Origin of the sequence: Mesorhizobium sp. B2-4-17 (assembly GCF_006441275.1) — a bacterium.
Classification (GTDB): Bacteria; Pseudomonadota; Alphaproteobacteria; order Rhizobiales; family Rhizobiaceae; genus Mesorhizobium.
This window is the reverse complement of the sequence record NZ_VFUX01000001.1, coordinates 267,758-280,736: the sequence shown is the minus strand read 5'-3', so window position 1 is coordinate 280,736 and position 12,979 is coordinate 267,758. Positions and strand designations below refer to the sequence as shown.

Below are 12,979 nucleotides of genomic sequence, written 5' to 3'. Positions count from 1 at the left end.
TTCTTTGGAGACGACGAATGCTGGAAGTAGCCAAGAGCCAGTGGCATCCGATCGCTGCCGCCCATGACCTGCCCTACCGCCATGTTTTCCACGGCCAATTGCTCGGCCGGGAATTCGCGGTCTGGCGTGCCGATGACGGCTACGTCAACATCTGGGAGAACCGCTGCCTGCATCGCGGCGTCAGGTTGTCGATCGGCATCAATGACGGCCGCGAGCTGAAATGCCAGTACCATGGCTGGCGCTATTCGAACCGTACAGCCGGTTGCACCTATATCCCCGCACATCCGGCCGACGCGCCGGCCCGCACCATCACCAACCGCACCTTTCCAGCAGTCGAGCGCTATGGCCTGGTCTGGTCGTCCGAAGAGCCGCGCGGCGAAGTGCCTGTCATCGCCAGCCTCCCCGAGGGCGAGCTTCTTGCATTGCGTGGAATTCCGGTCAACGCGCCGGCCGACCGGGTCGTCGAACGGCTGAAGGCCTACCGCTTTCAGCCGAATGGGGCGATCGATGGCGATGGTGGCGAAACCCTGGTCGAGGCCGCGCAGGATTTTGCCGTGGCGTTGCGTTCGCGCGATGGCGGCGCCGAGACACTTGGCGTCTTCTTTGTTCAGCCGGTCGATTCCAACCGCTCGGTCATCCGCGGCGTGCTCGATCAGGATGCGGAGGGGGCTGCGCGCATCGCCATCCTGCGCCACCATAATGAACGGCTGTCGAAACTGCGCGACGAGGCGGAGCGCGAGGCGGCGAACGCGTTGACGCCCGCGCCGCTCGAACCGGTCTATGAAAGGGTGTCGGCCGAGCTTGCCGAAATGCCGGAACTGACCACGCATGGCCGCAAGGCGGCGCTGCGCGTCACGGTGGCGAGGAAATGGCCGGCGGCGGATGGGATCGCGGGCTTCGAGCTTCGCCCGATCAAGGGTCTTCTGCCCACTTTCCAGCCCGGCGCGCATCTCGACGTGCACATGCCAAATGGCGAGGTCCGCCAATATTCGATTACCAATGGGCCCGGCGAGACCGACAGTTTCGTCATCGGCGTCAAGCTGGAACGGGATTCGAAGGGCGGTTCGAAATGCATGCACGAGACTGTGCGCGAGGGCGATGTGCTGGCGATTTCGGAGCCGCGCAACAACTTCCCGCTGCGCCGCGACTCCATCAGGACGATTTTCGTCGCCGGCGGCATCGGCATCACGCCGCTGCTCGCCATGGCGCAGGCGCTAAAGAACCAGGACCTGACGCATGAGCTGCATTATTTCGCGCAAGGCGAAGAGCATCTCGCTTTTGCCGACCGGCTGAAGCAACTCGGCGATGCGCTCAAGCCGCATCTCGGGCTGTCGCCGGATGCGACCGGCGCCGAACTTCGACAGATTCTCGGCGGTTACCGGAACGGCATGCATCTCTACATCTGCGGCCCCGGACCGATGCTGGAAGCCGCGCGCAAGATCGCGGCCGAGCAAGGCTGGCCGGATACGGCAGTGCATTTCGAGTACTTCAAGAACACCAACAAGATCGACGACAGCTCGAGCTTCGAGATCGCTTTGGCGCGGTCCTGCGTCACGCTGCAAGTACCGGCCGGCAAGACGATCATGCAGGTCATGCGCGAGAACGGCATCGAGGTGCCGTCATCTTGCGAGCAGGGCGCCTGCGGCACCTGCGTGGCGACGGTGATCGAAGGTGAGCCCGACCATCAGGACGTCTATCTCAACGACGCCGAGAGGAAGGCAGGGACCAAGATCATGACCTGTGTGTCGCGAGCGAAGTCCGCGCGCCTCGTGCTGGACATCTAGGGGGTGCCGATGATCACGCTTTACGACTACGAACTTTCTGGCAATTGCTACAAATTGCGCCTGCTGATGAGTTTCCTCGGCATTGAGTACAGAACCGTGCCGGTGGACTTCTATCCGGGCCGCGAGCACAAGTCGGAATGGTTCCTGAAGCTCAATCCGCTCGGGCAACTGCCAGTCATCGAGGATGGTGGACTGATCCTACGCGACGCCCAGGCAATCCTGATCTATCTCGCATCGAAATACGATCCGTCCGGCACCTGGTACCCGCGAGACAATCCGGACTTGCTTGGCGAAGTCAGCCAGTGGCTGGCTTTTGCCGACAGTATCACCGCAACGGCCTCTGCCGCCCGCCTGCATGATGCGCTGTTCTACGATTTCGACATCGATGCCGCGCGCGCCGGAGCGCATCGGCTATTCCGCATCCTCGACGAGCATCTATGGTTCGGCGAGCAGCAAGGCCGCAACTGGATCTGCCCGGCCGGTCATCCGACCATCGCCGATATCGCCTGCTTCCCCTACATCATCCTGTCGGAGGAGGGGGGCATCCCGCGCCAGGATTATCCGGCGATCCGCCGCTGGTGCGATCGCGTCAAGCGCATCAAGGGATTTACCGTTATGTCGGGCGTGTTCCCGGCAGGACCGGCCAGGGCCGCAGCATAATCGTTTTCAGAAGAGTCCGGGCACGGCCTGGCAAATGTAGTTTGGGAGATGGAAGAATGAGAACGCGCGCCGCTGTCGCTGTCGCTGCCGGAAAGCCGCTGGAGATCATGGAGGTCGACCTCGACGGTCCTCAGCCCGGCGAGGTGCTGGTCGAGATCAAGGCGACGGGCATCTGCCACACCGACGAGTTCACCCTGTCGGGCGCCGATCCCGAAGGCATCTTCCCGGCCATTCTCGGCCATGAGGGCGCCGGTGTCGTGGTCGATGTCGGCAAGGGCGTCACCTCGGTCAGGAAGGGCGACCACGTCATCCCGCTCTATACGCCTGAATGCCGGCAGTGCCCGTCCTGCCTGTCCAGGAAAACCAACCTCTGCACCGCCATCCGCGCCACCCAGGGACAAGGCCTGATGCCGGACGGCTCGTCGCGCTTTTCCATCGGCAAGGACAAGATCTTCCACTATATGGGCTGCTCGACCTTTTCCAATTTCACGGTGCTGCCCGAGATCGCGGTGGCCAAGGTCAACCCCGACGCCCCCTTCGACAAGATCTGCTATATCGGCTGCGGGGTGACCACCGGTATCGGTGCCGTCATCAACACGGCCAAGGTCGAGCAAGGCGCCACCGCCGTCGTCTTCGGCCTCGGCGGCATTGGCCTCAACGTCATCCAGGGCCTGAAACTTGCCGGCGCCGACATGATCATCGGCGTCGACCTGAACAACGACAAGAAGGAATGGGGCGAGCGCTTCGGCATGACGCATTTCGTCAATCCGAAGGAGATCGACGGCGACATCGTGCCCCACCTCGTCAACATGACCAAGCGCGGTGCCGACCAGATCGGCGGCGCCGACTACACGTTCGACTGCACCGGCAACACCAAAGTGATGCGCCAGGCGCTGGAAGCCTCGCACCGCGGCTGGGGAAAGTCGGTCGTCATCGGCGTCGCCGGCGCCGGCCAGGAAATCTCAACGCGGCCGTTCCAACTGGTCACCGGCCGCAGCTGGATGGGCACCGCCTTCGGCGGCGCGCGCGGCCGCACCGACGTGCCCAAAATCGTCGACTGGTACATGGACGGCAAGATCCAGATCGACCCGATGATCACCCACACGCTGAAGCTCGAGGACATCAACAAGGGGTTCGACCTCATGCATGAGGGCAAATCGATCCGAAGCGTCGTCGTTTACTGAAGACAGCCACACGCCGCCAGCCAGGACCGGCTCGAATCCTACGATTGCCTCCGGGCCCGATGGACGGCCAGGAAGTCCGGCGCCTGCGGACATAGTCACGGAAACGCCAAGGCTTTTCGCGGACCTCCAGCCTCCCGGCCAGGTCAGCGTGTTCCCAAAGCCCGGCGTCAACCGGCGGCGTCATCGAGGTGCACCCCGATTACGCCGCCGGCGCTGTTTGCGCCCTCCAGGCTAGTGCCCTTGAGGCTTCGGCTTGGGAGATCGGAGCAAAAGCGCCAGGGGAACAAGCAAGGCCGTCGCCACAGCGCAATAACGGAAGACGTCGACATAGGCGAGCAGTGACGCCTGGCGGGCGATGAGCTGGCCGATCCAGCCGATGGCTTGCTGCTTGGCTTCGACCAAGGGCGAGCCCTGGGCGACGAAATGGTCGGTCACCTGGCGAAGAACCTGTTGATACGTCGCGGACGATTGTGCCGTGTGGGCGATCAGATCGGATTGATGCAATTGCGCGTTTTGAGCGATTACGGTGTTGGACAACGACACGCCGACGCTGCCGCCGATGTTGCGGGCGACGTTGATCAGGGCCGAGGCCTGGTTGGTCTGCTGCGGCCGCAGGCCGACATAGGACGCGGTCGAGATCGGAATGAAGAGGAAGGGCAATCCGATCATCAGGAAGACGCGGGCGAAGGCGAAGAAACGGAAGCTGGCGTCCGGCGTCAGCGACGTCATATGCCATAGCGCGACCGCCACCACCGACATGCCGAACATGATCAGGTATTTGGGCTGGACGATACCAGCGGCAAACCCCGAAACCGGCATCAGCACCAGCATGGCGATGCCGCCCGGCATCATCGACAAGCCCGACAGCGTCGCCGTGTAGTCGAAGGCGGTCTGCTGCAGCTGCGGCATCAACTGCGTGGTGGAGAACAGGACGGCGCCGACCGCCATCATCACCAGGAACGATGTGCCAAACTGGCGGCTGAAGAGCAGCCGTATGTCTACGATCGGGTCGTCGCGGCTCAGTTCCCATGGGATGAGCAGCAGGAAGGAGATCGCCGAGATCCCGGCGAAAATGGTGATGAAGGTCGATGCGAACCAGTCGTTGCGCTGCCCCTCGTCAAGAAAGATTTCCAGGCAGCCAAGCGCCAGGGCGACCAGCAGGAATCCGACCCAGTCGATCTTCAGGCCGCCGCGCAGCCTCTCCTGGCGTTCGTCCTCGAGTACCTTAGGCTCAACCAGCAACCACTGGACCAGCGCCACCGAAAGGATGCCGAACGGCACGTTGATGAAGAAAATCCAGTGCCAGGAGAAATGGTCGGTCAGCCAGCCGCCAAGGGTCGGTCCGACCGTCGGCGCGACGATGACGGCGATACCGTAGAGGGCGAATGCCTGCGAGCGCTTTTCCGGTGGAAAGGTGTCGGCCAGGATGGATTGTTCGCTTGGCGCCATGCCCCCGCCGCCGAGGCCTTGCAGGATCCTGAACAGGATCAGCATTTGGAGATTCGGGGCCAGTCCGCACAGCAGCGATGCGAGCGTGAAGGTCGCGACGCAAAACATGTAGTAGCGCTTGCGGCCGACAACGCTGGCCAGCCAGCCGCTGACCGGAATGATGACGGAATTGGCGACAAGGTAGGTCGTGATGATCCAGGTGCTTTCATCCACGCCGGCCGCCAGGCTGCCGGCGATGTTGCGCAGCGCCACATTGGCGATGGAGGTGTCGAGCACCAGCATGAAGGTGGCGATGGAGACCACGATGGCGATGAGCCAGGGATTGCGGCCGCCGGCGGCGGAGCGGCTCTCGTCTTGCCTGCGCGTCGCTTCGCCGGTCATCGCACCTTGACCGTCGGCACCACCGAAAGGCCGGGGCCCAGGAGCACGTCAGGCGCATTGTCGAAGACGATCTTGACCGGCACACGCTGCACGACCTTGACGAAGTTGCCGGTGGCGTTTTCCGCTGGCAACAGGCTGAAGGCGGTGCCGCTGCCGGCCTGGATGCTGTCGACATGGCCATGGAACGTCTTGTCGGGATAGGCGTCGATGTCGATGTCGACCGGCTGTCCGGCCCGCATCAGATCGAGTTGGGTCTCCTTGAAGTTCGCCTTCACCCAGACCTCGTTGGGAACGAACATCATCAGCACCTGGCCCGGCTGGGTATAGGTGCCGATGGCGGCCGAAATGTTTGTTGCCCGTCCGGCGACAGGCGCGGCTATGGTGGTGCGTGCCAACGCCGTACGGGCCTGGTTCTGGGTGGCTTCTGCCTGCCGGAGCTTGGCTTCGCTGGTTTTGGTCTGCGCCTGCAGCACGGAAACCTGGCTCTTCGCCGCGGCCACGTCGGCCACCGTGCTGTCGAGCGTTGCCTGGTCCTGCCGCAGCGTCGATGCCGCCTGCTGTGCCTGCTGTTGCGTCGCTGTTCCCTTGGCCAGCAATTCGCGATTGCGCTGGTCCTCCGCTTTGGCGAAGTCGACCGCCGCCTGCGCCTGGGCAACCTGCTTCTGCGTCGCGTCGATCTTGGCGTTTTGCGCCTCGATCTGGGCCGCGACATTGGCGATGTCGGCTTGCGCGGCGGCCACGCCGGCGTCGGCTTGGTCGAGCGATGCGCGGTAATCGCTGTCGTCGATGCGCAACAGGACATCACCTTTGCGCACCGGCTGATTGTCGGTGACGGCCACATCGGTGATGCGCCCGGCGATTTCGGCGCTGACGGTGACTGTGCGGGCATCTATGAAAGCATCATCCGTGGATTCGTACTGGCGGGCATTGAGCCACCAGACAATGCCTGCCGCTACGATCAGCAGCAGCACGAGGAAAATGGCGGCCGTCGCATAGGGATGGCGCCTGGGAAAGCCGCGCAGACTGGTGTCCTGCGGCGGAGCATCCGGCTTTGCCGTACCGCCATCGCGAGGTCCTTTCTCGCGCACCTGGTCTGGCGCGGCCCGCGTCTCATCAACGCGCTCAGCTTTTCGTTCAGCTCTTTCGATTTTTGTGTCCAAGGGAACAGCCTTCGGGCTACCGATGCCTTCGTCGACGCCAGAGGCGGACGCAAATCAACGATGCGTCCCGGCAAAAGGTTCCTGTTCAAAGGGCGTCCTGCGCTCAGCGCCTAACCGATCGCAAAGCGCAGAACGATTGCCAGCACCACGATGCCGACCAGCCCGGCGATGAAGATGATCCGACGTGTGCGCGTCCTCAGGATGATTTCGCCTTGCCGGGCGTCTTGCGCGGAAAAGATCGGTCCTTCGTTCTCTCGGCGGGTTTCTTGGTCGTTCATACTCGCCTCCTGCTCGGCACAGAACCGCCGCAGAGGGAAGGAGGTTCCCGCCGGAGTAGGCCTGCCAGAGAGGAATTCAATCACAGAGACGTGAGGCGGGGAACCTTGTGACATCTCGCTGGTTCGGGCCGCTCAAGCCAGCCGCCCAGCCGGGAGCCAGCCATGCCCAAGGTCATATCAACCGGCACTTCCACCGTTTCGAAAGTCAGCCGGCGCAGCTTCATGAGCGGGTCCGTTCTTGCAGCGGCGACAATGCCGATCATTGCCCAGTCGGCGAAAGCCGAGGAGCCGCCATCCGTCGGTCAGGACAACGCGCGCGCGCTTGCGGCGGTTTCGTTGCGCGTCAACAGGCAGTCCTATAACTTTGCCGTCGACAATCGCACCAGTCTGCTGGACGCGCTGCGCGACCATGCCGGACTTGCTGGTACCAAGAAAGGTTGTGACCACGGTCAATGCGGTGCCTGCACCGTTCTTGTCGACGGCAGGCGGGTGCTCTCATGCCTAAGCTTCGCGGTCATGAACGAAGGCCGCGACATTACCACCATCGAGGGGCTTGCCGCCGCCGACGGCAGTCTGCATCCGATGCAACAGGCCTTCATCGACAATGATGCTTTCCAATGCGGCTATTGCACGCCGGGCCAGATCATGTCCGCCATCGGCTGCGTCAACGAAGGCCATGCGGGATCGGAAGATGATATCCGCGAATATATGAGCGGCAATCTTTGCCGGTGCGCCGCCTATCCGAACATCGTCGCGGCCATTGTCCAGGCGCGGGACGAAACGAGGAGGTCCTGACATGCGGCCCTTCGTCTACGAAAGACCTGCCGACGTCTCCGCCGCGGTTGCGGTCGCTTCGCGTTTTGCTGACCAGCAGGATCAGCCGACGAAAGCCGACGTTCAGTTCATCGCCGGCGCCACCAACCTTGCGGACTACATGAAACTCGGCGTTGCCACGCCCAAGCGGCTGCTCGATCTGAACGCCCTGAGAGAACCGACCTTGCGACAGATCAAGATCGGTGACGGCATCATCCGTTTCGGGGCATTGGTTCGAATGGGTGAGGCAGCCGACAACGACGATGTCAGACGAATCTGCCCTCTGCTCTCCGAAAGCCTGAAACTCGCCGCCAGCGGTCAGATCCGCAATATGGCCAGCCTTGCGGGCAACGTCTTGCAACGAACGCGATGCGAGTATTTCCGCGAGACCTCTTGGCCCTGCAACAAACGCGATCCAGGTTCCGGCTGTGCGGCAATGGAAGGGTTCAACCGCCAGCATGCCGTGCTCGGCACAAGCGATGACTGTATCGCCACCTATCACGGCGATTTCGCCCAGGCGTTGATTGCGCTCGATGCCACCGTCGAGATCGAGGGAAAACGCGGCGCGCGCAGAATGGAGTTCGCCAAGCTTCATCGTCTTCCCGGCGATACGCCCGACATTGAAACCAATCTTGCGCCGGACGACGTCATCGTCGCCATCGAGGTGCCTTTCGCGGCATGGTCACGCCGCTCGCACTATCTGAAGATACGCGACCGCGAGTCCTATGCATTCGCCTTGGCTTCGGCGGCCGTCGCCCTCGATCTGGATGGCAACATGATCAGGCATGCGCGAATAGCCTTGGGCGGCGTGGCGACGGTGCCTTGGCGGGCAAAAGCCGCGGAAGAGGCGCTGCAGGGCAAAACGCTCGATCAGGAGGTGGCCGAGACGGCCGCCGACGCCGCTTTCGTGGAAGCGAAGCCGAGGCGATACAACGCGTTCAAGATACCACTTGGCAAACGCACTTTGGTGCGGGCGCTGCTCGAAACACGCGATATGAAGGTCTGACCATGAACCAAGCCGCTCCCGCGCCGAAGGAGAATATGGGCCAGCCGGCTCCCCGTATCGACGCCCGTCTGAAGGTGACCGGCCAGGCCGGCTATTCCGCCGACCTTGCCGCCGGGAATGTCGCCTATGCCGCGCTTGCAACCAGCACGATTGCCAAAGGCGCGATCCAGGCTCTTCACCTTGACAGGGCTCGAGCCGTCCCCGGCGTGCTCGACATCGTCAGCATCGGCGACATGGATCGGTTCGAAAAGCCGAAATTCGGCAATACCGGCGCTAGTTCGATCGGTCCGTTGCACGACAAGACCGTTTTCCATGACGGCCAGATCATTGCCCTGACGGTCGCCGAGAGCTTCGAGGCAGCCGAAGAGGCCGCGATGCTGATTGAGGCCGACTACGTGCGGGAAAGCCCGAGCGCAAGCTTCGATTCCCAAGGAACCATGATCGAACCGGCCGCCGGCAAAAGCCCGATGTACAAGGAGGACGCCAAGGTCGGCGACTTCGATTCCGCCTATGCCTCGGCCGAAGTGAAGATCGACCAGAAATATTCGACACCCACCCAACATCACAATCCTATCGAGCTCTTTTCAACTACGGCATGGTGGCAGGGTGACCAGCTCACCGTGCATGAACCCAGCCAGAACGTCACCGGCTGGAAGATCGAGCTGGCGAGGCAGCTGAAGATCGATCCGGCCAATGTGCGTATTATCAGCCCCTATGTTGGCGGTGCATTCGGTTCCAAGGGACCGATGACGGCTCGTACGGCGATCGTGGCGGTCGCGGCTCGTCGTGTGGGGCGGCCGGTGCGCTGCGTGGTCAGCCGCATGCAGGCTTTCGGCACGCAGACCTATCGGGCAGAAACCCGTCACCGCATTCGCATCGGAGCAGGCAAGGACGGTCAGATCACCGCATTCGCGCATGAGGGCTGGGAGGTCACGTCCCGGCCCGATCCCTACGTTGTCGGCGGCGCCTCTGCCACTGCCCGCATGTACAACTATGGCTCGGTGCTGACGCATGTCTCGCTGGTCCATGCCGACCGGAACACGCCGGGTTACATGCGATCGCCGCCCGAGACGCCCTATGTCTATGCGCTGGAAAATGCCATGGACGAAATGGCGGTGGCGCTTGGCATGGATCCGATCGAATTCCGACGCATCAATGAGCCGCAGAAAGAGCCGATCGGCGGAAAACCCTTTTCCAGCCGGTCGCTGCTCAAATGCTACGACCAGGCCGCCGGGGCGTTCGGCTGGTCGAGGCGCGAGGGAACGGTTGGTTCGATGCGCGACGGGGACTGGCTGGTCGGCATGGGATGCGCGACCGCCATTTACCCGACTGCTGTCGCTCCATGTGCAGCCCGCATTCGCCTGACCGCGGATGGCCAGGTCCGGGTGCAGTGCGGCTCGCACGAAATCGGCACCGGCGTGCGCACCGTGGCCGGCCAGATGGCCGCCGAACGTCTCGGCGTCGACTTGGACAAGGTCAGCGTCGAAATGGGTGACAGTGCCCTGCCGCCAGCACCGGTGTCGGGAGGCTCGATCTCCACCGCCAGTGTCTGCTCCGCGGTTCTCAAGGCGTGCGATGCGGTGCGTCAAAAACTTTTTGCGGCCGCCGTGGGCGAGGGTGGTCCGCTGGCCGGTTCCGGCAATGCGAAGCTCGACATGGCAGGAGAAAAGATCGTTGCCGACGACGGCAAGTCGGCAGCTCTGTCGGACGTCTTCAAGACCATGCAGATCGGCGCGATCGAGGAATATGCGGAATTCGCGCCACGGGGTTCCTCGCCGGAGGCACTTAAAAAACTCTATGCCGGGGAGTCGGAGTTCCACGGCGGCGACCAGGACAAGGATTCGGTGAAATATGCTTTCGGCGCGGAGTTCGTCGAGCTTCGGATCAACAGCTATACGCGGGAAGTTCGGGTACCTCGAATGGTCGGCGCCTTTGCCGCTGGGCGCATCATGAACACGCGAACCGCCCGGAGCCAATTGATGGGCGGCATGATCTGGGGCATCGGTCAGGCCCTGCACGAAGCGACGGAGATCGACCAGCGCCACGCGCGCTACGTCAACCGCGACCTGCAAGACTATCTGGTCCCCGTCAACGCCGACATCAAGGAGGTGGAGGTGATCCTGGTTCCGGAAATCGATCACGAGGTCAATCCGGCCGGTGTCAAGGGACTGGGTGAGCTCGGCAATGTTGGAACCGCGGCCGCCGTGGCAAGCGCCGTCTATCATGCAACGGGAAAACGCATTCGCGACCTGCCGATCAGGATCGAGGACCTTATCACTTGACCACGATGCCGGATTGGCATGCCTTGCCGGCTCGTATCCGTGGCAGCACGCGGATGAGCGGTTGAACCTACTCTTCCGGCGCTGTGGCTGGAGCGGTGTAACGCCGGCGCACCGCGTCGAGCACGACCTTGCGGCTCTCTTGCGGCGATAGCGTCTTATCCTTTTCAGCGGCGGCCGTTTCGCGCGCCAGGTCCTTGTCCCTGATCTGATGGCGAAACCATTCGGAATAGTCGCCGGCGCGTAAATGATAGTCCCAGGTCTTGTCGTCGATGCCCTCCGCCATCTGGGCGAAAATCATCAGATTGTGCGCCCTCAGGTTCATCGCATTGTCGGGACCTTTGAAATAGAAGCTGCCGGCCTCGTCGAGTTGGCCTTCGGCATATTTGCGGCTGTGTCGCCTGAGCGACTGGCGCGGTTCGATCACCTTCACGGTCATTGGTTTCTTGCCCATTTGCGGGCGCCAGAACAGCACGCGGTCGCCCTTTGGCGAAGGCATTTGCCTTGGCGGTTCGGTTCTCGTTTCACGACAGAATGTCTGGATGACGCTCTTGGCTGTTGGGCCAACGCCGATCACCGCCGTCACCAGGCTCAGAACATCCGCCGAGACCGCCTCCGGATGCACGGTGATGAGGATCGTGCCCGGCAATTCCAGGGACAGCACGGCACGGGTATCGTCGCGCCGGCTGGGCAGAAGATGGTGCGCTTCGTCGATGACCAGCCAATGCGGCCTTGCCGTTCGATAACGGAAATTGCCCAGGCCCGGCAGCAGGTCGGCGAAGAAGTCGGGGCGTTCGTCGACACGCAGAGCCAGTCCGTTGACAATCACATTGGTGTCAGGCTTTTCGATCAGATCGAGCACTTGCTGCTTTGTCGGCACGCTCGAACCGTCGCCCAGCCCGACCGCACCTTGAAGGCCGTCATAGTCGCCTTCCGGATCGAAAATGCAGAACTGAAAACCGGCCTCGACGAACCGTTCGGTGAGCGCCGTGGCCAGCGTCGATTTGCCGATGCCGGAACTGCCCGCGATCAGCACCGTATCGGTCGGCGACAGATGGATGTCCTTGCCGCCTGCCGTTCCGAGCAGGATGCCGTCGCGGCCCTCTTTCACGATAGCGCGATCCTGCTTGATCAGTTTGCTGATAAGTTCCTCGACGCCCTTGCCGCGTGCGCCGCGCGTCACGAGATCGGCGGTGTCTTTCACCGCCGGCAGCGCGTTGTCGACGGCGACGCTGCAGCCGCAGGCTTTCAGGAAGGCGTGGTCGTTTTCGGCATCGCCAACCGCCACCACATTGAGCGGCGACAGGCGAAGGTCCTCCAGCACGGCGGCAAGCCCGGTCGCCTTGTTGATGCCGCTCGGCAGGATCATCACCGCGCCCTTGTTGAAGATGATCTCGAGTTCCAGTCCCAGTTTCTTGATGACCTCGAGCACCGTTGCCTGGTGAGGCTCCCAGGTGGCTACGATCGAGCGCCCGACCGAAAGCGGCTTGACGCCGCCCTTCTTCAGCGCGGCGACAAAGTCGGGCGAGGGCGCCGGTGAAATGGTGCGCTCTTCTTCGCTGGCCGGCGTATAGACCAACGCCCCATTTTCGGCGACGACCTTGTCGAACAGCGCCATCTCGGGAAAGACCTGCTTGAGGTCGGGCAATTCGCGGCCGGTGACCAGGATAAGCTTTCGACCGGTCTTTTTCAGCCGCTCGAGCGCGGAGATGGTCTTTTTTGAGACAGTCCCGTTATATGCAAGAGTGCCGTCGTAATCCGTCGCCAAGCCTATGAAATACATCTCACCGACCTTTCACGGCCGCACGCCGACAGGCTGCTGGTCGACGGATCAAAGAGTACCGATTGTTGCGCTGGCGTTGCTTGGCGGCCTAGCCGGCGATTTGCGATTTCATCTGGCATGGCTGTCTCCCGGTCTGGAGAACGAACAACGCCTGTCGGACAAAAAAGTTTACGTCCTTCACGCCATTCCTTTGTCGGTCGCC

10 protein-coding genes are annotated in these 12,979 nt (G+C 62.5%); 6 read left to right on the top strand and 4 right to left on the bottom strand.

Annotated features, from left to right (window positions below):
• The first annotated feature begins 17 nt into the window (after window positions 1-17).
• The 3 genes from FJ548_RS01180 to FJ548_RS01170 are packed head-to-tail and all read left to right on the top strand — an operon-like array spanning window position 18 to window position 3,628.
• Window positions 18-1,784, top strand: a complete 1,767-nt coding sequence (locus tag FJ548_RS01180) for a Rieske 2Fe-2S domain-containing protein (protein ID WP_140776358.1) — start codon at window positions 18-20, stop codon at window positions 1,782-1,784.
• A gap of 9 nt (window positions 1,785-1,793) precedes the next feature.
• Window positions 1,794-2,444, top strand: a complete 651-nt coding sequence (locus FJ548_RS01175; RefSeq protein WP_140776356.1) for a glutathione S-transferase — start codon at window positions 1,794-1,796, stop codon at window positions 2,442-2,444.
• 56 nt (window positions 2,445-2,500) lie between these two features.
• On the top strand, window positions 2,501-3,628 hold the full coding sequence (locus FJ548_RS01170; RefSeq protein WP_140776354.1) for an S-(hydroxymethyl)glutathione dehydrogenase/class III alcohol dehydrogenase: 1,128 nt from the start codon (window positions 2,501-2,503) through the stop codon (window positions 3,626-3,628).
• Between the two features lie 231 nt (window positions 3,629-3,859).
• Here FJ548_RS01170 and FJ548_RS01165 read toward each other — a convergent pair whose 3' ends face one another.
• From FJ548_RS01165 to FJ548_RS01155, 3 genes are all read right to left on the bottom strand, one after another.
• Complete coding sequence (locus FJ548_RS01165; RefSeq protein WP_140610976.1) at window positions 3,860-5,458, bottom strand: DHA2 family efflux MFS transporter permease subunit; 1,599 nt, start codon at window positions 5,456-5,458, stop codon at window positions 3,860-3,862.
• The gene (locus tag FJ548_RS01160; RefSeq protein WP_246678526.1) at window positions 5,455-6,618 is read right to left on the bottom strand and encodes an HlyD family secretion protein; all 1,164 of its coding nucleotides are present in this window, start codon (window positions 6,616-6,618) and stop codon (window positions 5,455-5,457) included. Before FJ548_RS01160 ends, FJ548_RS01165 begins: the two co-directional genes overlap by 4 nt.
• 110 nt (window positions 6,619-6,728) lie before the next feature.
• Window positions 6,729-6,896, bottom strand: coding sequence for a peptide ABC transporter permease (locus FJ548_RS01155; RefSeq protein ID WP_140693779.1), 168 nt, complete (start codon window positions 6,894-6,896; stop codon window positions 6,729-6,731).
• A 162-nt stretch (window positions 6,897-7,058) separates the two neighbouring features.
• Here FJ548_RS01155 and FJ548_RS01150 point away from each other — a divergent pair, with 162 nt between their 5' ends.
• The 3 genes from FJ548_RS01150 to FJ548_RS01140 are packed head-to-tail and all read left to right on the top strand — an operon-like array spanning window position 7,059 to window position 10,997.
• Window positions 7,059-7,691 carry a (2Fe-2S)-binding protein gene (locus FJ548_RS01150; protein WP_246678525.1) on the top strand — a complete coding sequence of 211 codons (633 nt, stop codon included), beginning with the start codon at window positions 7,059-7,061 and terminating at the stop codon, window positions 7,689-7,691.
• A gap of 1 nt (window position 7,692) precedes the next feature.
• Complete coding sequence (locus tag FJ548_RS01145; protein ID WP_140776352.1) at window positions 7,693-8,715, top strand: xanthine dehydrogenase family protein subunit M; 1,023 nt, start codon at window positions 7,693-7,695, stop codon at window positions 8,713-8,715.
• A gap of 2 nt (window positions 8,716-8,717) precedes the next feature.
• The gene (locus FJ548_RS01140; protein WP_140776350.1) at window positions 8,718-10,997 is read left to right on the top strand and encodes a xanthine dehydrogenase family protein molybdopterin-binding subunit; all 2,280 of its coding nucleotides are present in this window, start codon (window positions 8,718-8,720) and stop codon (window positions 10,995-10,997) included.
• 67 nt (window positions 10,998-11,064) lie between these two features.
• On the opposite strand, the gene FJ548_RS01135 is transcribed toward FJ548_RS01140, so the two are convergent.
• The gene (locus FJ548_RS01135; protein ID WP_140776348.1) at window positions 11,065-12,777 is read right to left on the bottom strand and encodes an HAD family hydrolase; all 1,713 of its coding nucleotides are present in this window, start codon (window positions 12,775-12,777) and stop codon (window positions 11,065-11,067) included.
• Window positions 12,778-12,979: the final 202 nt, after the last annotated feature.

Coding starts and splice junctions, on each gene's coding strand:
- FJ548_RS01145 (WP_140776352.1), top strand. CDS start 7,693: ATGCGGCCCTTCGTCTACGAAAGACCTGCCGACGTCTCCGCCGCGGTT.
- FJ548_RS01135 (WP_140776348.1), bottom strand. CDS start 12,777: ATGTATTTCATAGGCTTGGCGACGGATTACGACGGCACTCTTGCATAT.
- FJ548_RS01155 (WP_140693779.1), bottom strand. CDS start 6,896: ATGAACGACCAAGAAACCCGCCGAGAGAACGAAGGACCGATCTTTTCC.
- FJ548_RS01150 (WP_246678525.1), top strand. CDS start 7,059: ATGCCCAAGGTCATATCAACCGGCACTTCCACCGTTTCGAAAGTCAGC.
- FJ548_RS01175 (WP_140776356.1), top strand. CDS start 1,794: ATGATCACGCTTTACGACTACGAACTTTCTGGCAATTGCTACAAATTG.
- FJ548_RS01170 (WP_140776354.1), top strand. CDS start 2,501: ATGAGAACGCGCGCCGCTGTCGCTGTCGCTGCCGGAAAGCCGCTGGAG.
- FJ548_RS01180 (WP_140776358.1), top strand. CDS start 18: ATGCTGGAAGTAGCCAAGAGCCAGTGGCATCCGATCGCTGCCGCCCAT.
- FJ548_RS01165 (WP_140610976.1), bottom strand. CDS start 5,458: ATGACCGGCGAAGCGACGCGCAGGCAAGACGAGAGCCGCTCCGCCGCC.
- FJ548_RS01140 (WP_140776350.1), top strand. CDS start 8,718: ATGAACCAAGCCGCTCCCGCGCCGAAGGAGAATATGGGCCAGCCGGCT.